This window comes from Mycolicibacterium neoaurum (assembly GCF_036946495.1).
In the GTDB taxonomy this organism is placed as follows: Bacteria; Actinomycetota; Actinomycetes; order Mycobacteriales; family Mycobacteriaceae; genus Mycobacterium; species Mycobacterium neoaurum_B.
In genome coordinates this window covers 2,003,587-2,025,634 of record NZ_JAQIIX010000002.1, presented here as the reverse complement: position 1 = coordinate 2,025,634, position 22,048 = coordinate 2,003,587, and the positions used below count along the sequence as shown (strand labels likewise).

At 67.7% G+C, this 22,048-nt stretch carries 25 protein-coding genes; 8 read left to right on the top strand and 17 right to left on the bottom strand.

The features are described from left to right. Window positions 1-24: 24 nt before the first annotated feature. The gene (locus tag PGN27_RS15050; RefSeq protein ID WP_030134057.1) at window positions 25-213 is read right to left on the bottom strand and encodes a hypothetical protein; all 189 of its coding nucleotides are present in this window, start codon (window positions 211-213) and stop codon (window positions 25-27) included. 85 nt (window positions 214-298) lie between these two features. Here PGN27_RS15050 and PGN27_RS15045 point away from each other — a divergent pair, with 85 nt between their 5' ends. Next, entirely contained in the window at window positions 299-484 is a 186-nt protein-coding gene (locus tag PGN27_RS15045; protein WP_335328736.1) for a hypothetical protein, read from the top strand. Here the strand turns inward: PGN27_RS15045 and PGN27_RS15040 are convergent. After that, window positions 481-1,245: an endonuclease/exonuclease/phosphatase family protein gene (locus tag PGN27_RS15040; protein WP_335326834.1), complete on the bottom strand. Its 765-nt coding sequence runs from the start codon at window positions 1,243-1,245 to the stop codon at window positions 481-483. The genes PGN27_RS15045 and PGN27_RS15040 overlap by 4 nt on opposite strands. A gap of 23 nt (window positions 1,246-1,268) precedes the next feature. Here PGN27_RS15040 and PGN27_RS15035 point away from each other — a divergent pair, with 23 nt between their 5' ends. Continuing rightward, window positions 1,269-1,817 carry a hypothetical protein gene (locus PGN27_RS15035; protein WP_335326833.1) on the top strand — a complete coding sequence of 183 codons (549 nt, stop codon included), beginning with the start codon at window positions 1,269-1,271 and terminating at the stop codon, window positions 1,815-1,817. Here PGN27_RS15035 and PGN27_RS15030 read toward each other — a convergent pair. The 9 genes from PGN27_RS15030 to PGN27_RS14990 are packed head-to-tail and all read right to left on the bottom strand — an operon-like array spanning window position 1,811 to window position 8,763. After that, window positions 1,811-2,068: a DUF7218 family protein gene (locus PGN27_RS15030; RefSeq protein ID WP_335326832.1), complete on the bottom strand. Its 258-nt coding sequence runs from the start codon at window positions 2,066-2,068 to the stop codon at window positions 1,811-1,813. The two genes, PGN27_RS15035 and PGN27_RS15030, sit on opposite strands and share 7 nt — an antisense overlap. Before the next feature lie 41 nt (window positions 2,069-2,109). Then, window positions 2,110-3,126, bottom strand: coding sequence for a DNA topoisomerase IB (locus PGN27_RS15025; protein WP_335326831.1), 1,017 nt, complete (start codon window positions 3,124-3,126; stop codon window positions 2,110-2,112). Window positions 3,127-3,164: 38 nt separating this feature from the next. Beyond that, a complete protein-coding gene (locus tag PGN27_RS15020) occupies window positions 3,165-3,998 on the bottom strand; it encodes an SDR family oxidoreductase (RefSeq protein ID WP_335326829.1) in 834 nt (277 codons plus the stop codon). Window positions 3,999-4,028: 30 nt separating this feature from the next. Continuing rightward, on the bottom strand, window positions 4,029-4,637 hold the full coding sequence (locus tag PGN27_RS15015) for a hypothetical protein (RefSeq protein WP_335326828.1): 609 nt from the start codon (window positions 4,635-4,637) through the stop codon (window positions 4,029-4,031). Continuing rightward, window positions 4,634-5,506 (bottom strand): vWA domain-containing protein, encoded by an 873-nt coding sequence (locus tag PGN27_RS15010; protein WP_335326827.1) that lies wholly within the window; start codon window positions 5,504-5,506, stop codon window positions 4,634-4,636. The genes PGN27_RS15015 and PGN27_RS15010 overlap by 4 nt, the downstream gene beginning before the upstream one ends. Further along, on the bottom strand, window positions 5,503-6,438 hold the full coding sequence (locus tag PGN27_RS15005) for a hypothetical protein (RefSeq protein ID WP_335326826.1): 936 nt from the start codon (window positions 6,436-6,438) through the stop codon (window positions 5,503-5,505). The genes PGN27_RS15010 and PGN27_RS15005 overlap by 4 nt, the downstream gene beginning before the upstream one ends. After that, a complete protein-coding gene (locus PGN27_RS15000) occupies window positions 6,429-6,824 on the bottom strand; it encodes a hypothetical protein (protein WP_335326825.1) in 396 nt (131 codons plus the stop codon). The genes PGN27_RS15005 and PGN27_RS15000 overlap by 10 nt, the downstream gene beginning before the upstream one ends. Before the next feature lie 60 nt (window positions 6,825-6,884). Then, window positions 6,885-7,754: a DUF58 domain-containing protein gene (locus PGN27_RS14995; protein ID WP_335326824.1), complete on the bottom strand. Its 870-nt coding sequence runs from the start codon at window positions 7,752-7,754 to the stop codon at window positions 6,885-6,887. A gap of 7 nt (window positions 7,755-7,761) precedes the next feature. Beyond that, entirely contained in the window at window positions 7,762-8,763 is a 1,002-nt protein-coding gene (locus PGN27_RS14990) for an AAA family ATPase (protein ID WP_335326823.1), read from the bottom strand. A gap of 113 nt (window positions 8,764-8,876) precedes the next feature. Here PGN27_RS14990 and PGN27_RS14985 point away from each other — a divergent pair, with 113 nt between their 5' ends. The 6 genes from PGN27_RS14985 (at window position 8,877) to PGN27_RS14960 (ending at window position 15,911) form a co-directional block, all read left to right on the top strand. Next, on the top strand, window positions 8,877-10,127 hold the full coding sequence (locus PGN27_RS14985) for an MFS transporter (protein WP_335326822.1): 1,251 nt from the start codon (window positions 8,877-8,879) through the stop codon (window positions 10,125-10,127). Between the two features lie 137 nt (window positions 10,128-10,264). Continuing rightward, window positions 10,265-10,741 (top strand): hypothetical protein, encoded by a 477-nt coding sequence (locus tag PGN27_RS14980; RefSeq protein WP_335326821.1) that lies wholly within the window; start codon window positions 10,265-10,267, stop codon window positions 10,739-10,741. A gap of 79 nt (window positions 10,742-10,820) precedes the next feature. Continuing rightward, window positions 10,821-11,531 carry a GAF and ANTAR domain-containing protein gene (locus PGN27_RS14975; protein WP_335326820.1) on the top strand — a complete coding sequence of 237 codons (711 nt, stop codon included), beginning with the start codon at window positions 10,821-10,823 and terminating at the stop codon, window positions 11,529-11,531. Between the two features lie 82 nt (window positions 11,532-11,613). Then, window positions 11,614-12,600, top strand: a complete 987-nt coding sequence (locus PGN27_RS14970; protein ID WP_335326819.1) for a helix-turn-helix domain-containing protein — start codon at window positions 11,614-11,616, stop codon at window positions 12,598-12,600. 132 nt (window positions 12,601-12,732) lie between these two features. Then, the gene (locus tag PGN27_RS14965) at window positions 12,733-13,086 is read left to right on the top strand and encodes an STAS domain-containing protein (RefSeq protein WP_335326818.1); all 354 of its coding nucleotides are present in this window, start codon (window positions 12,733-12,735) and stop codon (window positions 13,084-13,086) included. A 65-nt stretch (window positions 13,087-13,151) separates the two neighbouring features. Next, window positions 13,152-15,911 carry an AAA family ATPase gene (locus tag PGN27_RS14960; protein ID WP_335326817.1) on the top strand — a complete coding sequence of 920 codons (2,760 nt, stop codon included), beginning with the start codon at window positions 13,152-13,154 and terminating at the stop codon, window positions 15,909-15,911. Between the two features lie 18 nt (window positions 15,912-15,929). Here the strand turns inward: PGN27_RS14960 and PGN27_RS14955 are convergent, their stop codons facing one another. The 6 genes from PGN27_RS14955 to PGN27_RS14930 all read right to left on the bottom strand — a co-directional run bounded on the left by PGN27_RS14955 (window position 15,930) and on the right by PGN27_RS14930 (window position 22,044). After that, the gene (locus PGN27_RS14955; protein WP_335326815.1) at window positions 15,930-16,583 is read right to left on the bottom strand and encodes a nitroreductase; all 654 of its coding nucleotides are present in this window, start codon (window positions 16,581-16,583) and stop codon (window positions 15,930-15,932) included. Next, window positions 16,580-17,329, bottom strand: coding sequence for an SDR family oxidoreductase (locus tag PGN27_RS14950; RefSeq protein WP_335326814.1), 750 nt, complete (start codon window positions 17,327-17,329; stop codon window positions 16,580-16,582). Before PGN27_RS14950 ends, PGN27_RS14955 begins: the two co-directional genes overlap by 4 nt. Window positions 17,330-17,428: 99 nt before the next feature. Further along, window positions 17,429-18,592 (bottom strand): DUF7373 family lipoprotein, encoded by a 1,164-nt coding sequence (locus tag PGN27_RS14945; protein ID WP_335326813.1) that lies wholly within the window; start codon window positions 18,590-18,592, stop codon window positions 17,429-17,431. Window positions 18,593-18,690: 98 nt separating this feature from the next. Next, window positions 18,691-20,184 carry a serine/threonine-protein kinase gene (locus tag PGN27_RS14940; protein ID WP_335326812.1) on the bottom strand — a complete coding sequence of 498 codons (1,494 nt, stop codon included), beginning with the start codon at window positions 20,182-20,184 and terminating at the stop codon, window positions 18,691-18,693. A gap of 60 nt (window positions 20,185-20,244) precedes the next feature. Next, window positions 20,245-21,048 carry a cutinase family protein gene (locus PGN27_RS14935; RefSeq protein ID WP_335326811.1) on the bottom strand — a complete coding sequence of 268 codons (804 nt, stop codon included), beginning with the start codon at window positions 21,046-21,048 and terminating at the stop codon, window positions 20,245-20,247. 57 nt (window positions 21,049-21,105) lie between these two features. After that, complete coding sequence (locus PGN27_RS14930) at window positions 21,106-22,044, bottom strand: AraC family transcriptional regulator (RefSeq protein WP_335326810.1); 939 nt, start codon at window positions 22,042-22,044, stop codon at window positions 21,106-21,108. Window positions 22,045-22,048 lie beyond the last annotated feature (4 nt).

The following is a 22,048-nucleotide window of genomic DNA, read 5'->3' as shown; positions in this document are numbered from 1 at the left end:
CTGGTCCGTGTCAGTCCGGCGTGGTCAGTCCGGTGAGCCCTCACTATCGTCGAAAAAGGCCCATCCGTCATCGGATTTGACCTCCATGCGCCAGCCGAGTTCGGAGTTGTCTGCCTTGGAATCGACGAACCAGGCGTGCGCATCCTGCGCGCTCTCGATGTCTTTGGTATCGACGACGTCACCGTGCGGGTTGAGGACTCGATAAGTAGCCATACCGCCTTAGTTTCCCGTTTTTGGTCTCGTCAACCCTGGTCGGCAGATGCCGATTGACCTTCGCCACAAGGGGTATCCGACAATGATGACAGGCCCAGATCCCGAAAAACGCGAGTCCGAGCACAGCGAGTCCGACGTCGATGATGACCCGAAGGTGGCAGGCTCGCGCGCCGACGGCGACGACGGCGGCTCATATGTGGGGCGTACCTTCTCCGATGACGATTTCGACGCGGGGCAGACCGGCGCCGAGGCGCGCAGCGAGGGCGACTAACCGAGGTCGATATCGACGACCAGCGGACGGTGATCGGACAGCTCGACCGCCGGGGCGTCGGCATAGTGCGCGCGTAGTCCGGCATCGTCGGTAAGGATGTGGTCGAGTTGCTTGGTCGGGGCGTCCGCGGGAAACGTCGCGGCACTTGCCAACGACCGGAAACCGGTGCAGCTGGCCACCGCGTCGGGAGCCAGATTGAGATCGCCGGTCAGGATTCGCGGTCCGGGCAGACCCCGCAGATCACGTACCAAGCGGCGCAGCTGCCGACGATTCCACCCCGGGACGAAGGAGAGATGGGTGTTGGCAACCGATATCGGTCCCAGCGGCGTATCCAGCGCCGCGATCACGGCAGCGCGGGGTTCCTCCTTCACCACCACGACCTTCCTCGGATCCGGGAGGTACAGCGGGAATCGCACCGGGATGCGGGGCATTCTGACCACCTGCCAGCTGATGGCCGGGTATCGGGACAGCAAGGCGATGCCGTACGCCGCGGTCCCCGGCTGTTCGGCGCCGTCGGCCGCCATCCACGTCGCACCCGGAGTGCCTGCGATGGCGGCGACGAATTGGTGCGCCACCGCACCCATCGCCTCCGCTGCCACCGCGGTGAGATCGGCCCGGCCGGATCGGAGTTGTTCGCGGTCGACCTCCTGTAGCGCGAGGATGTCCGGGTCGAGGCGTTTGATGCACTCAGCCAGGCGCTCCGGGTGCACGCCGTCTCCGACGGTGCGCCCGTGCAGAATGTTGAAGGTGGCGATCCGCATGCTCAATGGGTACCCAGCATCGCATGTCCACACATGACGGGCTGCGCGCGGCCATGCGTGCCGCCGGGTCGGCGCTCAAGGAGCAGGGACCCGATTTCGCATTGGCGGGAAGCTTTGCGCTGTGGGCGGCAGGAGGGCCGGAACCGGTGCACGATGTCGACTTCGTGGTCGCCGAACCGGATGCCGAGGCCGCGACGCTGACCCTCGACAACGCGGGTTTCGATATCGAACGTCCGCCCGAGGATTGGTTGTTCAAGGCGCACATGGACGGCGCCCTGGTGGACGTGCTGCACCGCGTCAACGGCGAACCCGTGACCGCCAAGCTGCTCGACCGTGCCGAACCGAGGGACGTGCTGGCGATCCGGATGCCCGTCCTGCCGGTCACCGTCGTGCTCACCCAGAAGCTGCGGGCCCTGAACGAACATCATTGCGATTTCGCGGCATTGCTCCCCGCGGTTCGTGCGGTGCGCGAGCAGGTGTGCTGGACGGAGCTGCGTGACGCGACGGCGCACAACGATTTCGCGGCCGCCTTCCTCGTCCTGGCCGACCGCCTCGGGCTGACCGGTCAGTGATTGCGCAGCTTGTCGACGAGCTTGTCCTTGGTCAGTTTTGAGTAACCGGTCATCCCGAGTTCCTTGGCGCGCTTCTTCAGATCGACGACGTTCCAGTCCTCGTAGGATCCGGACTTGCCCCCTTTGCGTGCCACCGCGGACTTGCCCCGCGCAGCGACCGCATTGGAGATGCGCGCCGCCTTCTCCTTCGAGTTGCCCTGCTCGCGCAGGTCTTCGTACATCTTTTCGTTCTTGATCGATGAATTCGGCATGAGGTGGGGTTCCCGGCCCCATGCCGGGTGAAACGGGACCGTCAACCCTTGGCGACCTTGCGTACCAGGCTGCGGGTCGCCTTCTCCAGGATGGCCACCGCGGCCGCCCGGTCCTTTTCTCGCGCGGCGCGTTTGGCGGCTGCCGCGATCGTGGCGCCCTGCTCGTAACCGGCGACCACCCGCGGGTCGACATACGAGCTCCGCGCCACCGCCGGAGTGTTACCCAGCTCCTCGGACACTTGTTTCATCACCCCCGACACCGCACGCTTGCGCTTGCGTTCCGTCTCGCCCGGATCGGCCTCGGCGAAAGCCGCGGCCGCCAGAACCGTGCCGTGCCAGGTGCGCAGATCTTTCACGCTGTACTCATCGCCGACAAGCTCCTTGAACCGCGTGTTCAGATCCGATGCGTGAATGTCGACCCAGTCCGCACCGCTGCGGCAGGCCAGCAACCGCTCGGTGCGGCCGTCCCTGCGCAACAACGCGCGCACGGCGCGCAGCACCTCTGGATCGTCGATCTCCCATATCCGCCGCACACCGCTCTTGGCCGGGAAGTCGAAGGCCACCGCGCCTTTCCGCAGAGTCACGTGCTCACATTGCAGGGTCGCCAAACCATAGGATTCATGCTCCTCGGCGTACTGCTCGCCGCCGGCGCGGAAGTACCCGAGGTCGAGTAGATGCAACGCCAGGGCCAATACCCGATCGCGGGACAGCCCGCGCCCGGTGAGGTCTGCGGCGATGCGCTCCCGCCATGCGGGCAACGCGGTCGACATCTCCAACACCCTGTCGAACTTCTCCTCGGCGCGCTCCTCCTGCCATGCCTGGTGGTACAGGTACTGCCTGCGACCGGCGGCATCGGTGCCCACCGCCTGGATGTGACCGTTGTCGTGCGGGCTGATCCAGACCTTGCGCCAGGCCGGCGGAATGACCAAATCCCTGATGCGAGCCAGGTGGTCGGCGGACGTCAGCGGTTCACCGTCGGGACCCCGATAGGTGAAGCCCTTCCCCTTGCGCAACCGGGTGATACCGGGGCCGTCGAGAACACTCCGCCGCAACCGCATGCGTCCTATTACCCTGGCGGCGAGCGCTTTACACCTGTTCAGCCGTCGTGCGCCCGGGCTCGCTCCCGCATCGAGGCGACGACCCCGCCGTCGTTGAGGATGTCGGTTCCGGTGAGATAGCCCGCGCGGTCACTGACGCAGAAGGCCAACAGCTCGGCCATCTCCTCCGCCGTCCCCCACCGAGGCACCGCGGCATCGGCGACCACGGCAGCGGCACCACGGGCAGCCTCCAGCCTGCCCATCTCGGTGTCAACTGCTCCGGGGGACACGGACACGATGCGCAGTCCACGGCCGTTGAATCGCTCGGCGTGGGCACTGCTGTACCACTTCACGAAGTTCTTGCTGATGCCGTAGGCGATGGCGGAACGTTTCTCGTCCCCGGCCACCGCGCAGGCGGGCAACACGGCGGCCAGGAAACCGCGCTCATCCTGATCCGCCTCGGGGAAACGATCGACGGGGATGAGGGACTCGGGCAGGATGTGCGCGGCCATCGACGCCACGTTCACTATGGCGCCTCCCGATCCGGCGACAGCGTAGAACGCCTCGTTGACGTATACCGTGCCGAACACGTTGGTGCGCATGATGTATTCGGCGTCGCCCATCGCAGGACTCACTCCAGCGGTGTGTACGACGGCCGTCACCGGACCCAACGCGGTCGCGGCGGAATACAGCGCGCCGACGGCCTCTCGATCGGTGACATCACAGTGGAGAGCGGTCACTGAAATGTCCAGCTCCGCCAGTGCCGCGGTCGCATCATCGAGTCGATCGGCGCGCACATCGGCCAGCACCACGTGCTTGTTCTGTCCGATGATCTTTGCCGTGGCCACGCCCATCCCGCCGGCCCCGCCGGTGATCACCGCTACCGTATCCATCAGTCGACGGTATCTGTCGCCGGGCGTCATTCACCGAGCAGCATCGCGCAGGATGTCCCCGAGACGGTCCAGCGGATCGCCCATGTCGGGATTCAGTCGGCGTTCCTGGACATCAGGGGTCGACGCGCTGCCTGGGGTTGTCGCTGCCGGTGGCGGCGGCGCACCGGCAGGAGGGGGCGGCGGAGCGGGTGGTAGCGGTTGCGACAGCGCAGCGATCTTGGCATCCAGCCGTGCCGCCGACTGCGCCCGAATCTCCCGACGCTCGGGATCGGCGTCGGTGTTGTCGGCAAAGCAGGCCCGCGGCGCCTGCTCGATGACCTCGCGGGCGCTCCGATAGTGGTCGCGCGCGTCATCGGCCTCGACGTCCGCCACCGCGCGGTCGCCAAGGGTCTCGCGCACCAGCACCAGATCGACGCGTAACGCACAGGATCTACCGTCGTCGACGCGATCCAGCACCGATACGAAGTCCTCCTCGGCCTCGACGAGCCGGTCATCGCGCGCCGCGGCGATACCGTCGGAAAACGTCTTCGCCGCAGCATCTTCGGCCAGCCCTGTCCACGCCAGTCGACAGGCGATGAGCAGCAGGATCAGCATTACCGGGGCGGAGAAGAGCAACGCTCGCCTGCGCAGGGTGGTCACCGACCCACCTCCACCCGGTCCAGCCTGGTACGGCGCAGCTCCCGGAGCACGTGGTAGAGCGCACCGAGCAGCAGCATCGCTGCGGTACCGCTGAGCACCCAGTACAGCTCGAACCCCGACACCGTCTGTCTGGTCGCCGCGGGAGCACTCGCCGTGACATCGTCGGCATCCAGCTGATCGGCGACGGAACTGCCGGGTTCGCGTGGCAGGTAGGGCACCCCGAGCTGATCGGCGACGGTCCGCAGGGTCGTTTCGCCTGCGGTCCCATAAGCCAGTACGGCACCACCGTCCACGGAGTTCTCGGGCAACGCGAATTCCCTTGGCGGAAAATCGGATCCGGGCGTACCGGCACCGAGATAGAACACCAGGTTGCGGGCCCTGGGGAACTGTTGGGTCGCCGCGATGAGTTGGTAGCGCAGGACCGTCGCCGCGGCGCCGGCATTGGCGGTGTCGGCGCTTGCAGTGTCATCGACGCCGATGCCGGCGACGATCGGGCGCAGGCTCCACGCATCGGCGGACAGCGGCCAGTCCAGCGATGGGCGGGCCGCGAAGCCGATGACCGCGAAGCGCGCGTCGGGATAGCGGTCGATCAGTGCCTCGATATCGTTGCGCGCCTGGATGACCGACGTTCCAGCCATATCGGGTGAGCGATCGACGACCAAGAAGATGTTCGGGTCGCGGTCACCGGCAACACTGGTGACCCCCTGCGCGGACCCCCCGATAACCGGCCGCAGCAGTGCGCACAACAACAGCAGTGCCGCCGCGACCGGTGCCCGGCTTTTTGCCCGCAGGCCCAGCACGCTCACGGCGATCACCAGCACCGCTGCGGCGATGAGAAGCCATATCGGCAGCGCGGGTTGCAACGTCATCGCCGGATCACCACCGGTATCACCAGCGCGGCGGCTATCGCGACAAGCGCCGCAAGCACAGCCGGATCGGGGGTCTCGGACGCGTACGCCGCTGCACCGTCGGCATCGAGTACGGGTGGTGGTGGATTGCGGCGGATCTCTGCGAGCCGGGTTACCACATCGGCCGTGGCGGGGTACGCGCGTCCGCCGGTGGCCTCGGCCAGCGCGGCGGGCAGTCCCGCACCCGTGCTGATGGCATTGACCTGGACGGCACCATCGCGAGCCAGCGCGCGCACGGCGGTATCACTGAACAGTGCCGGTGCGGGATCGTCCGGTAGCACCGCGGGGCCGACATAGATCAGCGATCGGCGTTGTGGTGCCTCGGATTCGAAGTTCGGGAACCCGGTCAAGCAGAGCGCCAGGATGTCCGAGACCGTCGGGACATAGTCGACGTAGGACACACTGGAGGTCAGCGCCGCCGGATCGGCGAACCGTGCTGCGGCGTACTGATAGTCGCGGGTCAGCGGGATGACCCGCCGGTTGGCCGACGTCAAACCGATGCGTTCGCTGCCGAATCCACGCACCGCCTCGGCGAAATATCGCATGGTCGCCTGGACCGCCGCATCGTCGCGTGCGTCACCGACGCACACCATGATGTCCTCGGGCTGGTCTGCCGCAACCTGGCGCTGCGGTGCGGGCAATCCGTTCGGTCGCGCGGCGGCCAGCGCCGCTGCGGCGAAGGCCGCCACCAGCAAGAGGATGCTCAGCGCGACCGAGATGGCCTGCAGTCGGGCGGCCCGCACGTACTCCGGCAGGGCGGTCAGCCGCCGGGTGTTGGCCAGCGCACGCGGCGGACGCTCGGGCGTCCTGGACGGCCAGAGCAGGGCGGCAATGATGCATCCGGCCAGTCCGATGCACGCGAAGACGATGACGGCCGGCCATGTCAGATCCATTGGCGCACCAGCCGTTCGGCGGCATCGGCGGCCACCTCCAGATCGGCGATCGTGGTCCGGTTGAACTGGATGTCATCGAGGGCGGTGAGGACGGGCGCTGCGGGGGCCAGGGCACCCCCGGCGATCTCGGGGAGCTGCAGATATTCCGCGCGCTGTCCGGTGGTCTCCCGCAAGAAGCGGCGCAGGTGTCCGCTGAGCTGCGATGCGGCGGCAGGTGCGCTGAGATCGGCTGCCCGGTAACGCATCCTGATATCGGCGATGGATCGCAGCGCCCGACGCCGGATGATCGCCGCTCGCGCCGCGCCCACCACGGCCGGTTCTGCTCGCCCCGGTGCGGTCCACCACAGCACGCCCAGGTACCAGCCGACGACCGCCGCGATGATCATCCCCACACCCCACAGCCATCCTCTCGGTACGGGCGGCGCATCCATCAGGTACTCAACAGGTCATCCGGCACGGGCGTAGACCCCCGTCATCGCCGCGAGCGCCCCAGCGATGCCCGCGCTCGACGCGATCCGCGCATGCGGCACCCGAAGTTCGGTCATGAACTCCGAAAGATCATGTCGGCGTTGCTCTTCGGACCGCTGATAGGCACGCACAACGCGGTCGCCGAGGACGTCGGCGCCCAACACCCGACGACCGTCGGCGACGTCGTACCCGGTGCCCGGATCGGCGGGATCGACCGCGGGCCGGTCGCCGACCATGGCCCACAGCACATCGTGGCGTGCACCGAGTGACTGCAGCACGTCCCGTAACCGGTCGCTGATCTCGGGCTCGTCGGCGACGACGATGACCAGCAGCGGATGTCGCTGATGTCGGGCCACCCATTGCAGCTGAACCACGATATCGCTGACATCCGGTTCTGCGCCGACATGCTGGTTATAGCGGTGCAGCATGCGTTCGATATGAGTTTCGCCGCGCCGCAACCGGATGTCGACGCAGCCGCGGCGGTCGCCGGTGACCAGCCCGATCTCGTCCGAACGCGGCAAGGTGATCAACCCGATCGCGCCGATGATGTGGGACGTCACCTGGGATTTCGGCTCGCCGGTCGGTGTGGCGGCGCAGGCGTTGCGGCCGGCGTCGGCGACGACCAAGATCTTGTGGTGTTTCTCGGTGACGAACTGTTTGACCAGCGGGTGCCCCGAACGGGCGGTGGCCTTCCAGTCGATATCGCGGACGTCATCGCCGGGCACGTAGGGCCGCAGCTCGTCGAATTCCATGCTCCTGGTGTGCACCAGGGCGTACCGACCGCCGGTGAGCATGCCCGCCGCGTCCCTGCCGATTAACGCCTTGGCCGCATCGAGGTGTTTACCCATTGCCGCCTCAGGGGACCGGGACGGCTCGCAACACCGCGTCCACCACGGCATCGGGGGTGACCCTGGCGCTGGCGGCCTCGAACCCGAGCACCATCCGATGCCGCAGAACGCGGTGCGCCAACCGTGCGATGTCATCGGGAAGCACGTGATTGCGTCCGCGCAGGACTGCCAAAGCCCTTGCGGTACGGCAGAATGCGATGGTGGCGCGCGGGCTGGCGCCGTATTCGATCAGCCGCGCCACGCTCGCGGGGAGGTGGCCGTCCGGGTCGCGGGTCACCCCGACCACCCGGCCCGCGTATTCGACGAGGGCACGATCCATGTGCACGGCGCGCACGGCGGTCTGGGCGCGCCGGATGTCGTCGACGGTGACCACGGCACGGGCGGGGTGGTCGCGGTCGTAGAGTCCGGCATCCATCCGCTCGATGATTTCGACCTCGTCCGCGACGGAGGGGTACTGCACCAGTTCCTTGAGCATGAACCGGTCTGTTTGCGCCTCCGACAGCGGATAGGTGCCCTCCTGGTCGACCGGGTTCTGGGTCGCGATCACCACGAACGGTGCCGGGATCGGATACTCCACGCCGGCAATGGTGGTCTGGCGTTCCTGCATGGCCTCCAACATGGCGCTCTGGGTCTTGGCGCTGGAACGGTTGATCTCGTCGAGCAGAACGATATTGGCGTGTACCGGTCCGAGACGGGTGGTGAAGGAGTTGCTGGCAGCCTCGTAGATCTGGGTGCCGATGATATCGCTGGGCAGCAGATCGGGGGTGCACTGGATGCGGCAAAAGCTGCCGTCGATGGATTCCGCTATCACTCGGGCCGCGGTTGTCTTTGCCAGGCCGGGGACGCTTTCGACCAACAGGTGGCCACCGGCGAGCAAGGCGAGCAGCAGGGATTCGCGTAGCTGATGTTGCCCGACGACCTTGGTGGAGAATTCGGCTGCCACCGCAGCGGCAACATCTCTGGCATCACTGATCGCCCCGTCGGTGGGCTGCAGATGCGAAGCGGTCATAGATCCTTCCGGAGATTGCGTGACCGGCCACGAGTACCCATGTTGGGCGATCGCCAAGCGATGCCGGGCCGTCGCACCGACTGTGTGTATTTAGCTATGTTTGCTAAACATGGTTGGTGCCACAGCTCATCGACCCCACTGCGCAGGCGCGTCCGCGCGGGCCGGTCCGGCTGCTGCTGGACCCGGTGTTCGGCACCCTGTTCTGGGGCCGGATGTTCTCCATCGTCGCGGTCTGGACGCACAGCATCATCGCGGCCGTCGTGGTGTATGAGGCCACCGAATCGGCTCTGATGGTGGGTCTGGTCGGGGTTTTCCAGTTCGGGCCGCAGCTGCTGCTCAGCCCGGTCAGCGGCCGCTGGGCCGATTCCGGTAATCCCGGCAGGCAGATCCTGCTCGGCCGGGTGCTGTGCATGGCCGGATCGGGTTCGATCGCCGGCTGGATGTTCCTGGAACCAGATCAGCAGGGAACGCCCGCCGCGGTGGCGGTCCTGCTCGGTTCGCTCATCGTGGGCGTCGGTTTCGTGGTGGGTGGGCCTGCGATGCAGTCGATCGTGCCCGACCTCATCCGGCCGGGCGAGCTGTCGACGGCGATGGCGCTGAACAGCATTCCGATGACCATCGGTCGCATTGCCGGGCCGGCGGCCGGCGCGTACCTGGCGGCCCATTTCGGTGCAGCCACCGGATTCGCGGTGAGCGCCGGTCTGCACCTGGTCTTCGCGTTGTTCATCATCGCGGTGCGGTTGCCCGCACCGCCGGCACGGGCCGCCGACGCCGACCGTCGCGTACGGGCCGCGCTGCGGCATGTCTGGCGCGACCGCCCGCTGCTGATGGCCCTGCTGGCCGTCACGACCGTCGGGGTCGCTGCCGATCCGTCGATCACGCTGGCACCCGCGCTGGCCGATGCGCTGGGCGGCGGCACCCAGCTCGTCGGAATGCTCTCGGCCATCTTCGGAGTCGGTGCAGCGGTGGGTATGGGGGCACTCGCTGCCGTCGGCGGCAGGCTCCCGTCCGCGCGAGTGTCGTTCCTCGGTCTGACCGGGCTGGGACTGGGGTGTGCGGTACTGGCCGCCAGCCTGGTACCGGCCGTCGCGATGGGCGGCTTCGCGCTCGCCGGTCTGGGCTTCGGCTGGGCTTTGACCGGCTTGACCACGGTGGTGCAGGAGCGCGCGCCACAGGATCTGCGCGGCCGGATCATGGCGCTGTGGATGGTCGGCTTCCTCGGGTCACGTCCGATCGCGGCCGCGGTACTGGGCGGCACGGCGGATGCGGTCAACGTGCAGGCGGCCTTCGCGGTCGCAGCCGCGCTCACCCTGACGGTGGCGGCGTTGTGTCGGCCCGCGACCCTCGCCGGCCCCCTGCCCTGACGGCCGTTCGGCTACGGAATTTTTCGGCAACCGGATTGTTATCAAGGTTTGGCCCGTTTGTCACACGGGTAACTTTGGTAACAGGCGCAGCAAAGCGTCACACCGGTAACTACGAAAGAGCCGAATGGATCATCACCATGAACACAGTCCTCTTCCTCAGCGCCAACGGCGCCATTTATGAGACACGCGCCTACACCACCGCCGATATCACCGAACTCGTCAACGCCCAGGGACTTCAGGCGCTGACCAGCGCAGACCATCAGTTCGACTTCTGGTTCAGCCCCACCGCCGGTGGTTGCCAACGCCGCGTCAACCGCACCGCCACCGAACTTCTGATGGCAACCACCTCGCTGGGCGCCGGCAACGTTCCCCTGTTGCGCGGCGCTGTGGTGATCGCCAGCCATGACGCCGACGGTGACCTGGACGGCCTGAGTTGGGAGCAGCTCGACCAACTGGTGGACCGCCACCGGCAGCTGTCCGCGGGCAAGCTGCGCGCGCTCTGCCGCCGCATGAACCGCGACGAGCGCCAGCGGCGCCGGGTGCTCGCCGCCCGCAACGCGGCGCGCTCGGCCAAGACCGCGCACGCAACGCCGCGAACTCCCGTCGCGCACTGACACCACACCGAGCGCCGTGCGGCGCGGTGTTTGGGATACCCATGGGCCGATCGGCGGGAACCGCGCTATTTTGTGGCTCATGCGCAATGCCGAACGTGATGCGGTCGCCCTCCGCTTCGCGGAGTTGCTTCGCGATCTGGAGCGCACGCAACCCAACGACACCGAGACCGCGCTGCGGGAGCTGACCGTCAATGCGGCAGCGGCGCTGCCGGGCGCCGTGTCGGCGAGCATCACCATCGCGACCCGCGAGGGTGAGGTCAAGTCGGTGGCCGCGACCGATTCGGTGGCCGACAAGATCGATGACATCCAGCGGCGCACCAGACAGGGTCCCTGCCTGGAGGCAGCGTGGGAACAGCACACGATGCGGATCCGCGATATCGAGACCGAACAGCGCTGGCCGCTGTTCTGCCAGGAGACGCGGCAGAACACCAGCATCCGGTCCTCGCTGGCTTTCCAGCTGTTTCGGAACCGCGAGGCGATGGGCGCCCTGAACTTCTACGGCGAACGCACCGATGCCTTCGACGACGACGCCGTCGAGCTGGGGCTGATCCTTGCCACCCATACCGCGGTGGCCTGGAATCTGCTGGTGCGCGATGAGCAGTTCCGCAGCGCGCTGGCCTCCCGTGATTTGATCGGGCAAGCCAAAGGCATCCTGATGGAGCGCTTCGGGGTGGACGCCTCCGGGGCATTCGGGCTGCTGCGCAGGCTGTCCCAGGAGAGCAATACGCCTCTGGTGGACCTGGCGGAGCAGGTCATCGATTCCCGGACTGGGGAGGACCGACCCGTTTGAATTTCCTCACGTGGGTAAACTGACCGCATAGACCGTGGGTTCAGGTACGACGCCCATCCGGAGCCATTTTTGTGGAGCCCAGATGACGTCCGATCCCATTGTTGCCGCCTTGCCCGAGCGAGCAGGCATCAATTCCAGCGATCCCGAACTGATCCAGAAGTATCTGGACCAGTGCTATTCGACCAGATTCGGCATCACCCGCATCGATGGCGCCGATCACGGTCCGTGCTCGTGCACACACTCCAGGGTTGATGTCGACGCCTTCGCAATCGAGGAGATCCGACACGCCGGAGTGGTGCAGCTGCGCGCCGAGCATGTCCCGGCGGTCGTCGCGCTGCACGTGCTGGCCGGCCGGGTCGAGGTACAGCACGGCGGCTTCGCCACGGTCGCGGATCCCGGGACGTGGATTCTGGCATCGAGTGGTCTCGGCCCCGTGCGCGTGACCCTCTCCGACGCCCAGCTGCGTTCGGTGGTGGTGTCCAAGGCCCTGCTCGCCGAGGTCGCGGCGATAGACACCGAGTCCCCGTCGGTACCGCGCTTCACCGCGCTGACACCCGATGAGGCCCACACCACGCATGCGCTGCAGGCCACCGAACGCTTCCTGGACAGCCTGCTGACCTCCGACAACACCACCGACGACCCGATCGTGCTGCGCTCGGCGGGCCGGATGCTGGCCAGTGCGTTGCTGAGCACCTTCCCCAACGACCTGCCGACGGGGTCCCCGGATGCCGATACCGGCGCCGACCAGCCTGCGCTCCTGCGCCAGGCGGTCAACTTCATCCAGGACAACGCCGCACGCGATATCAGCGTCCGAGACATCGCGGCGGCGTTGTACCTGTCGCCGCGCACCGTCCAGTACCTGTTCCGGCGGCACCTCAACACCACGCCGACGGCCCACCTGCGCACCATCCGGCTGGCCCAGGCGCGTAAGGAACTCATCGCCGGCGACCGGTCGGTGACCACGGTCGCGGCGACGGCGGCCCGGTGGGGTTTCGCCCATACGGGTCGATTCGCCGTGCTGTATCGGCGCACCTACGGCGAGAGTCCGCACGAGACACTGCGGCGGTGAGGCGCGCCGCACACTTCGCCATGCGGCCGATGATCGTCGCATTATGGATCCGGCGTCCCGGTAGCCTGGAGGCCGGTTGAGCAGCAGCCGCACAGGTCGCCTCAGCGATACCCCGCTTCCAGTGAGGGCGTCATGACAGACACACTTCCCAGCGGTACTCCGGTGCCCGTCGGCATCTCCCGGCGTGCTCTCCAGATGACCACGCACTGGCAGGATTTCGATCTGGCCGTGGTGACGGTGACCGGAGAACTCGACGCGACCAACACCGACGTCCTACTCGACTACGCGCTGAGCAAGGTCGTGCTGTGCCAACGGATGGTGCTGGACCTCACCGATATCGACTTCTTCGGCTGCGCGGGCTACTCGATGTTGAAGACACTGGAATACCGCTGCATCCTGGCCGACGTGGTACTGACGCTGTTGACCAGCGCACCGGTCCGGCGGGTCCTGAAAGTCTGCGAGTACGCGGCCCGGCACGGCATCTGATCGGGTCACCGCCGACCTCGCGTCGCATCGAGCCCCCGGGGGCGACCGTGCAAAGATCGGCTGCGATGTCCGCGTTGATCGGCAGGAATGCCGAATGCCAGGTGCTCGACGCACTCGTGCGCACCGTCCGCGACGGCGGCAGCGAGGTGCGTGTGCTGCTCGGACAGGCCGGCGTCGGAAAGACCACCCTGCTGGGTCATTTGCGCGCGTCCGCCGCCGACTTCCACATCCTCGAAGCCACCGGTATCGAGTCGGAGATGGAACTGCCGTTCGCGGGTCTGCACCAGGTGTGCGCGCCGATCCTGGACCTGCGCGCCGCACTGCCCGCCCCACAGCGCGCGGCACTGGAGAGCGCTTTCGGGCTCAGCGACACCGCACCCGCCCCTGACCGCTTCCTGGTCGGCCTCGCCGTGATCGGCCTGCTCGTCGATGCCGCGGCGCGACGTCCGGTACTGCTGATCGTCGATGATCTGCAGTGGCTGGACACCGTGTCGGCGCAGACGCTGTTCTTCGTGGCGCGCCGACTGCCCGACGTCCGGGTCGGCCTTGTCCTCGCGCTGCGCACGCCCATCGACGGTATCGCCGGGTTGCCCGCGATGGCCGTGCCGGGTCTGACTGACGAAAGCGCGCGCGAGCTGTTGGAGTCGGTGTTCCCCGGCCGCCTGGACCCGGCGGTACGCGACCGAATCGTCGCCGAGGCACGCGGCAACCCACTTGCCTTGCAAGCCATTTCACAGGGACTCAATGCCGTCGACCTGGCGGGCGGTTTCCAGCGTCCCGACCGGCGCCCGGTGGTCGCCGAGATCGAGGATCGCTATCTGTCGACGCTGCGGTCCCTGCCTGCGGATGCCCGACGGGTGGTGCTGCTGGCCGCCTCCGAACCCGTCGGGGATCCGTCGCTGCTGCGTCGCGCGATGGAGGTGCAGCAGGTGCCCGCCTCGGCCGAGACGGCCGCGCGGGATGCCGGCCTGATCACCGTCGACACCCGGGTGCAGTTCCAGCACCCGTTGGCACGCAGTGTCGCCTATCGCTCGGCCACCACCGACGAACGACGGGCCGCTCATCGCGCGTTGGCCGCCGCCACCGACCCGACCGCCGACCCCGACCGCCGCGCCTGGCACCGCGCGCTGGCGGCCGACGGTGTCGATGCCGGGGTGGCCGACGAACTGGAGGCCTCGGCGCGGCGTGCCCGTCAGCGCGGTGGAACGGCCGCCGCGGCGGCCTTTCTCACCAGAGCCGTCGAGCTGACACCCGATCCGGCGACGCGCGGCGCCCGTGCACTGGCTGCCGCCGAAGCCCATCGCGAGGTGGCATCGTTCGAGTCTGCCCGGCAATTGCTGGCGACGGCGCAGTTGTGCCCGTTGTCGGACCTGCAGCAGGCACAGTGGGCGCAATTACGGACCCGCTTGACGTTCGTGTCGGCGAGGACGAACGGTGACGCCCAGGCGTTGCTGTCCGCGGTCGACCAGTTCCGTACGGTCGCAGAGCAATTGCAGGTGCTCCATCCGGCGATGGCGGGCGCGGCCTATCTGGAGGCGATGACGGCGGCGATGTATGTCGGCCGCCACGGCGGTACCAAGGCCGCCGAGATCGGTGCGGCCGCCCGCACTGCTCTCGCCGCCGCCGAGGGCGGTCGCCCGCTCGATCAGGTCGCCAAGGCGCTGGCCGACCGGCTCGCATCGGGCGCCGAGGCCGCGATGCCGGCCGTGCAGACGGCGTTGGAGGCGTTGAAGGCGGCCGGCCGCGACGAGGTCGCCGGCGTGGGCAACGACTGGTTCTGGCTCGGATTCCCGGCCGTGCACGAATCCCTGATCCATGAGGCGTGGGACGACGAGGGTTGGCGCGATATCTCCGCATATGCCATCCAGCTCGCGACCGAGCGCGGCGCACTCACCCTGTTGCCCGCATCTCTGCTGGCCCGCGCCGGTTCCGAGATGGAGGCCGGGGAACTGGGTTCCGCCAGGGAGCTGGTCATCAAGGCTCACGAGATCTCGGTCGCAACCGGATACACGCCACCGCGGTATCACCGCCTCGTTCTCGCGGCATGGTCCGGTGATGATGCCGAGGCGTCTCGGCTGATCGCTGCCGCACTGAAGGACAGCACCGCCCGCGGCGAGGGTCGCATCACCGGATTGGCCCATTACGGCGCTGCCGTGTTGAACAACGGCAGGGGCCGTTATCAGGAGGCTCTGGAGGCGGGGTTGCTCGCATTCGCCTATGAGGACCTGGGTTTCTACAACGAGATGTTGCTCGAGCTCATCGAGGCGGCGGTCCGCTGCGATCAGCCCGAGCGGGCGGCCGAGCCGATGCAGCAGCTGCAGGCCCGCACACTGGCCGCCTCGACCCCACGGGCGTTGGGGTCACTTGCTCGGTCGCGGGCACTGCTTGCCGACGGACCGGCCGCCGAGGAGTTCTATGTGGAGGCTCTCGACCAGTTCGGCAGAACCCGGCAGGCGGCGCAGCTGGCGAGGACACACCTGTTGTACGGAGAATGGTTGCGGCGTAATCGTTCCGCCAAACAGGCGCGCGAACATCTACGCCTGGCCCACGAGTCACTGCACCGCATCGGCGCGACCGGGTTCGCCGAACGCGCCCGGCGGGAGCTCCAGGCCGCCGGCACCAAGACCCGCAAACAACCGACCGCAGCCGGTGACGCCCTCACCTCCCAGGAACAGCAGATCGCGCAGTTGGCGGGTCGCGGACTGACGAATCAGGAGATTGCCGGTGAGCTGTTCATCAGCGCACACACGGTGGAGTATCACCTGCGAAAGGTCTTCGCCAAGTTGAACATCCGCTCGCGTCGTGAGCTCAGGTCGCATTTCTGAGACGGCTCGTGCACCGTGTCAGTCGCCCCGCATCACGATATTGTCGGCGAGCTCGTTTCGCGGGATGGTCAGGTTGTTGGCAGGGAAGGCGGGGTCCGCATAGCCGATGCTCAGCCCGCACAGGATTGTCAGTTCTTCCGGGATACCGAGCTGTTGCCTGACGAGGTCGGGGTACAACGCGGTGGATACCTGCACGCAACTGTCGATGCCGCGGTCGGTCAGGGCCAGCAGCAGGGTCTGGACGAACATGCCGACACCGAGCGCATCGGGCAGCCCCAGATCGCGGTGCATACACACCATGCCCGCCACCGGTGCGGCGAAGAAGTCGAAATTGCGCAGCTGTGCGCTCCAGCGGGCTTCGGCATTGTCTCGCGCCACCCCCATCGAGCCGTAGACCAGCGCTCCCAGTTCGCGTCGGAGCGCGGCGAACGAGTCGGGTAAACCGAGGTTCGCCGGCGGGTTCGTCCGTGCCTCGGCCGACAGTGCGGCGCCGAGAGCCTCCCGGCGGGACCCAGTGGCCAGATAGAGCCGCCACGGTTGCACGTTGGAATTGGACGGTGCCCGCATGGCCAACGCCAGCGATTCTGTCAGCAGATCCATTGGAACGGGCTTGTCGCGCAGGAACATCCGGGTGGATCGACGGTGGTTGACGACATCGGTGAGGGTGCTCATCGGGCACCGAGCCAATCAACCAGCCGGGTCGTTGCCAGCTCAGCGCCGGGACCGGTCACCAGGCTCGTCGGGGTCACCGGGGTGCCGAAGTAGGTGGCCTCCGGGTCGGTGACGATGCGCAACTGGTCGGCACCCGGAAGGACCAGCGCGGCGAGTTCGGCGAAGGAGAAGATGTCGGGTCCGCCCAGATTGTGCACGCCGTCGATCGGAGCCTCGCCGGCCACCCGCGCCAGAACGGCACTCACCTCGGCCGCGGCGATCGGCTGGATCAGCGCATCCGGTGCGCGGACCACACCATCGGCGATGAGCGAGCCGGCGATCATCTCGGTGAACTCGTGGAACTGGGTGGCCCGCACGATGGTGTAGGGCACGCCCGATTGCGCGATGGTGTTCTCCTGTACGACTTTTCCGCTCAGATAACCGCCGCCGCGCAGGCCGTCGACACCGACGATCGACAGTAGGACGTAATGGCCCACACCGGCTTTCTTCGCGGCACCGCTGATGTTCGCAGCGGCGGCGGTGAAGAACGCCAGCGCGGCATCATCGTCCATGGTCGGCGAGTTCAGCACGTCGATCACGACGTCCGCCTCCGATAGCGCCTCCACCAGACCTGTGCCGAGGGCGGCGTCGACCCCGGATCGCCGGGACGCGGGCCGCACCCGGTGCCCAGCAGCGGTCAGCATCTCGACCAGCGGTGCGCCGATCTGGCCGGTGGCGCCTATGACGGTGATGTTCTCGGTGGTCATGATCGGTGCCTCCTCAGTGGCATGGACAGCTGAGAAGAGATTCGCACCGGGAGGCGGGCACCAGAATCACGGAAAGCCCGTAGTCCTGGCTGTGGTCGCTCAACCAGCCGTCAGCAGGATGTACTGGGCGGCCGTGCGCTGGTGCACATCGGGCAGCGCGTCCCCGTTCACCTCGACCGCGTACTCACCGGCCAGCGCGACACAGTAGAACGACTTCCCGCGGGTGGCGCAGTGACTCTCCGGCAGCTGCGGCACCGGATCGACGGCCGCGCCCTGGTTCAGGATCTCCTTGCTGAACGCATTGACGATCATCAACGCCGACCCTGGATTGCGGGCCTGATACACACTCGCCGCGGCCATCGCGACCGTGGTGACGCCGGTGTCGGAGAACAGGGTTTTCGATTCCAGCGGGTTGGTCTGGAAGTGCATGGCGCCGCGTTCGTCGTACACGGCATTCTTCGTAGAACTCGGATTGGACTCCACCGGAAGCGTTTTGGCAAGCAGACCGGTGGGGTCCAGCTCGACGTCGGCGAGCGCATCGGGGGCGGCGGGAGCGAACTTGTCGACCCGCGGTCCCTGCAGTTCGACCACCTTCTGCACCATCGACACCGCCGCGTCCAGCCCATCGGCGGACTGCGTGAGTTGCATGAACACGAAGGGACCGTGCGCGGTGAAGGATCGGATGACCGCCCACGGCCGATCCGATCCGGTCGGGGTGAACGGGTAGGTGAATGCCAGGGTCTCGGGATGGCCGGGAACGGCCGCCGGGACCGGCGTGGCACCGCGCACCGACTGCTCGGCGGTCGCGCTGTTCATGTCGGCGGCGGCTGCCTGTGCGGCGGCCGGGTCCGGGAATCGCATGACCGCGTTGATCATGATGGCTTTGTCGGGAGCCTCACGTGCGGAGGCGAAACCGTTGACGAAACCGTGGCCCTGCGCCCGCTGCGCCACACTGTCGGGTGAGAACTGGGACAGTTGGGTGGGAGTGTCCAGCAGGTAGAAGGTGCTCAGGTATGGAGAGATCAGCTCGCGGTTGGCCTCCCACGGGCCGACGACATGGTCGGCCAGCCGCTGGGCATCGACCACCGCCCCCGTCTTCGGGTCACCGGCCCGGCCCAGCGCCGGACGCGGCACTGTCGGATACCTACCTGCGTCCAGCTGCGCCGCACTGATGATCGGGGGCAGCGAGGTCTGCGGCGTCGCCACCGCCGGACCGCCCGGTGCCGGCGCCTGCGAAGACGCGCATCCGGTCAGCATCGCCATGACCGCAACCGTGCCAACGGCGGCGGGGAAAGCACCCATCCTCTTCACGCACAGACCCTAACCCCGGGCGCACGTGGGCGTGACCGGCTACCGGTGAATCATTGCGCCGCACCGTACTCCAGCGCGCGTTCCGAGGAGTCCACCCGACCGTTGCTGGAGATGGTCAGCAGGTCGGGCATGACCGCGTAGCTGGCGCCATCGGCGGGATTGACGGCGATGAATCCGGGGCCGGACCGCTGCGCATTTCGTATTTCGAGGTTGGCGCCGTCCCGCAATCGCTCACCGCGGTAATAGAAGTCGCCGGATGTGGTCTGGCAGATGATCGCCAGCGACTGAGCGGTCCGGATCAGCGCGACCGGCGAGCTGGAGCTGTCGCAGCGGGCCGAATGCCCGACGAATCCTTGGGAATCCGTTCCGGATACCCCGTCGACGGCGGCTGTCGACGGGCCTGCCCGCGACGGCTCCGAAGGTTCCGGTGACTGTGCCGGAGCGGCCAGTGGCGATCTCGATGACGGCGTGTCGCCCCCGCCGAGTACCAGTGCCGATGCCAAAGCCGCTGCGATGGCGAACAATCCGATGGTTGCCAGCGCCACCATCCACCGTGTGGATATGCGGGGCCGGGCGCGCGGCGGCAGCGGTGTCACCACTGAGGGATGCGGTGTCGGGTACACCGCGGAGTATTGCTGAGTTCCCGCCGGCGGGCCGGCGAGGTTGGGCACCGCCGGCGGGCCGGCCGACGCGGGCACCGGCCGGGGGTCGTCGACGGCCTGCACGGCCGCTCGGGCCAATTCGCCCGCTGTCGAATACCGCCGGTTCGGGTCCTTGGCCATTCCGCGGGCGATCACGTCATCGAAGGCCCGGCTGACCCCACGGCGCATGATGCTCGGCCGCGGCGGTGCGGAGAACATGTGTGCCGCCCACATCTGCCGGACATCGTCGGCGGCGTACGGTTCCAGACCCGTCAGGCTCTCGTAGAGCACACATGCGAGCGAGTAGACATCGGCCGCCGGCGCACCGCGGTCACCGCTGAAACGCTCGGGTGCCAGGTAGGCGCTGGAACCGACGACAAGCCCTGTCGAGGTCACCGACGGTTCTCCCCCGCCGTGCGCGATGCCGAAGTCGACGAGGTACGCGAAATCCTCGGTGGTCAACAGGATGTTCTCGGGTTTGACGTCACGGTGCACCAGGCCTGCGGCATGTGCGGCGTCCAGCGCCGTGGCCACCTGCGCGATGATCGACGCGGCACGGTGCGGCGCGAGCGCACCCTGGCCCCGCAAGACGTCCTTGAGGCTGGGCCCCTCCACCAGACGCATGTCGATGTACAGCACACCGTCGATCTCGCCGAAGTCGTGCACGGGGATGATGTGCGGCGCGTGCAACCGCGCGGCCAACCGGGATTCCCGGCGGAACCGATCCCGAAAACTGGGATCGGTCGCCAGCTCGGCGCGCAACAGCTTGATCGCCACCATCCGGTCGCGGGCGGTGTCGTAGGCGCGATACACCTCGCCCATGCCGCCCACGCCGAGCACGGATTGCAGCTCGTAGGGCCCGAACCGGGCACCCAGCCGAGAGCCGCCCTTCACGGTGCCCACATGTCGTCCTTTTCGTTTCGGAGGTCGCCGACGGGTTTCCCTCCGCGCAGCGATCCCTAACTACAGCGACGGTGCGGAGGCGCTCACAGAGTTCATCACCAGCTGATACAGCGGCAGCCCCCAGGCGTGCGGTCCGCTGGTCGCCGGTTCGTAGGCGGTGTGGATGGCGATCGACGAGGCGGGGATCTCCTCGAGGTCGGGGTTGTAGTCACATACCGGGTCGCCCACATCGCACACGCTCACCGTGCGGGCGCCCATCCGCGGGTCAAGGGGCGAGGTGTCGGTGGAGGCCAGGAAGGAATGCTCCTGCGCGACGCCCTTGCCGGGGCCTGGCGCCGCGGCCGCCGAGCCGAGGTTGATGGTGGTGTCGGCGGGCAACCTGTCACCGTCGGCGACCAGCAGCGCCGCGACAACCTGCGGATTGTCGGCGAGGTCATGCAGATTGCGGTGGACCACCATGGCGCCCTGGGAGTAACCGGCCAGCACCACCTTCGACTGCGGGCATCGTGCCGTATAGGCCTCGAGTTGGTCTGCGGTCGCGTCGGTGCCGTCTTCGACACTGTCCATGAAGTTCATCCAGCCACCGAGCCCACCGGCGAGCGGTACGGGCGCGGCCGGGTACTGCACCGCTTCGGCGGTCATGGTGCGGCCGCCGGCCGCCAGCGCATTGCTGAGTTGCTGGTAGGAGGCGTACACCACGTCACCCATACCGGCGTTGGCCACCAGCTGCGCGCCGTCGCGTTGACCGGAACCGGCGGCGCCGATCCAGTGCACATCGGCGCAGGCCGGCTCGGCATTGGCGGTGGGCGCTGCGGCCAGCGCCGTCGCGGCCATCAGTGCGGCCGCCCCAAGTCGGAGGATCACATGGGTTCTATCGGCGCCGGCACGGGCCGGCGTTACCGATACCGCGCGAGACCCTGCTCACGCCGGTTGGTGCACCAACGCCCGGCGGAACTCGGTGGGGCTGACACCCCGGACCCTCTTGAACGCGGAACTGAATCCGAACGGATCGGAGTAACCGACCGTGCGCGCAATCTCCGCCACGGTGGCCCCGTTCTCGATCAACAGGTCGGCGGCCAGGGTCATCCGCCATGTCGTGAGGTAGCTCGACGGTGGTTCACCGACGAGGTCGGCGAATCGCTTGGCCAGCGTCGAACGGGCCACGCCGCAACGTTCGGCCAGGGCAGCCACCGTCCACGGTGCCGCCGGATCGTCGTGGATGAGCCGCAACGCATCGCCGACCACTGGGTCACGCTGGGCCGCCCACCACGCCGGCGGCTGCCCGCCGGGACGGTCGAACCACGTCCGGAGGGTGCACACCAGCATCCAGTCCAACAGCCGATCCAGCACCACCTGCTGGCCGGGGGCATCGATGGCGACCTCGGCGGCCAAGTGCTCGAGCACTGCGTCGCCCTCACCCCCGCCCGGTACCCGCAAGACGTCGGGCAGCTCGTCGAGAAGGCGTCGGCTGATCTCGCCGCGCACCGGGTATGCGCCGACGATCGCGGTGGTGGCGTCCACGCCGCGGTCGACGAAATCACTCCAGCCCAATCGATAACGGGTGCCACCACATTCGGGCACGGCGCATTCGGTGCCACATTCGATGAGTTCGGCGGTGCTGTCGAGATCATCGACGAAGGTGAAGGTCTGCGGGCCGCGGACGATCACGGTATCGCCGGCTCGCAGGGGTTCGGTCGCCCCACTGGCGGTGATGATCCAGCCGCCCCCGGTCAGCACCGTGCACAGGGTCAGCGGCGCACCGTCGACGAAGTGCAGATTCCACGGTGGTTGCAAGGTGGACCCGCCGAAGAGTGAGCCGTTGGCGCGCACCCCGCGAAACAGGTCTCCGAAGGCGTCCATGCCA

Bases quoted from the DNA above. Each gene is read 5' to 3' on its own strand.
- PGN27_RS15050 (WP_030134057.1), bottom strand. From the start codon at position 213: ATGGCTACTTATCGAGTCCTCAACCCGCACGGTGACGTCGTCGATACC.
- PGN27_RS15045 (WP_335328736.1), top strand. From the start codon at position 299: ATGACAGGCCCAGATCCCGAAAAACGCGAGTCCGAGCACAGCGAGTCC.
- PGN27_RS15040 (WP_335326834.1), bottom strand. From the start codon at position 1,245: ATGCGGATCGCCACCTTCAACATTCTGCACGGGCGCACCGTCGGAGAC.
- PGN27_RS15035 (WP_335326833.1), top strand. From the start codon at position 1,269: ATGTCCACACATGACGGGCTGCGCGCGGCCATGCGTGCCGCCGGGTCG.
- PGN27_RS15030 (WP_335326832.1), bottom strand. From the start codon at position 2,068: ATGCCGAATTCATCGATCAAGAACGAAAAGATGTACGAAGACCTGCGC.
- PGN27_RS15025 (WP_335326831.1), bottom strand. From the start codon at position 3,126: ATGCGGTTGCGGCGGAGTGTTCTCGACGGCCCCGGTATCACCCGGTTG.
- PGN27_RS15020 (WP_335326829.1), bottom strand. From the start codon at position 3,998: ATGGATACGGTAGCGGTGATCACCGGCGGGGCCGGCGGGATGGGCGTG.
- PGN27_RS15010 (WP_335326827.1), bottom strand. From the start codon at position 5,506: ATGACGTTGCAACCCGCGCTGCCGATATGGCTTCTCATCGCCGCAGCG.
- PGN27_RS15005 (WP_335326826.1), bottom strand. From the start codon at position 6,438: ATGGATCTGACATGGCCGGCCGTCATCGTCTTCGCGTGCATCGGACTG.
- PGN27_RS15000 (WP_335326825.1), bottom strand. From the start codon at position 6,824: ATGATCATCGCGGCGGTCGTCGGCTGGTACCTGGGCGTGCTGTGGTGG.
- PGN27_RS14995 (WP_335326824.1), bottom strand. From the start codon at position 7,754: ATGGGTAAACACCTCGATGCGGCCAAGGCGTTAATCGGCAGGGACGCG.
- PGN27_RS14990 (WP_335326823.1), bottom strand. From the start codon at position 8,763: ATGACCGCTTCGCATCTGCAGCCCACCGACGGGGCGATCAGTGATGCC.
- PGN27_RS14980 (WP_335326821.1), top strand. From the start codon at position 10,265: ATGAACACAGTCCTCTTCCTCAGCGCCAACGGCGCCATTTATGAGACA.
- PGN27_RS14975 (WP_335326820.1), top strand. From the start codon at position 10,821: ATGCGCAATGCCGAACGTGATGCGGTCGCCCTCCGCTTCGCGGAGTTG.
- PGN27_RS14970 (WP_335326819.1), top strand. From the start codon at position 11,614: ATGACGTCCGATCCCATTGTTGCCGCCTTGCCCGAGCGAGCAGGCATC.
- PGN27_RS14965 (WP_335326818.1), top strand. From the start codon at position 12,733: ATGACAGACACACTTCCCAGCGGTACTCCGGTGCCCGTCGGCATCTCC.
- PGN27_RS14960 (WP_335326817.1), top strand. From the start codon at position 13,152: ATGTCCGCGTTGATCGGCAGGAATGCCGAATGCCAGGTGCTCGACGCA.
- PGN27_RS14955 (WP_335326815.1), bottom strand. From the start codon at position 16,583: ATGAGCACCCTCACCGATGTCGTCAACCACCGTCGATCCACCCGGATG.
- PGN27_RS14950 (WP_335326814.1), bottom strand. From the start codon at position 17,329: ATGACCACCGAGAACATCACCGTCATAGGCGCCACCGGCCAGATCGGC.
- PGN27_RS14945 (WP_335326813.1), bottom strand. From the start codon at position 18,592: ATGGCGATGCTGACCGGATGCGCGTCTTCGCAGGCGCCGGCACCGGGC.
- PGN27_RS14930 (WP_335326810.1), bottom strand. From the start codon at position 22,044: ATGGACGCCTTCGGAGACCTGTTTCGCGGGGTGCGCGCCAACGGCTCA.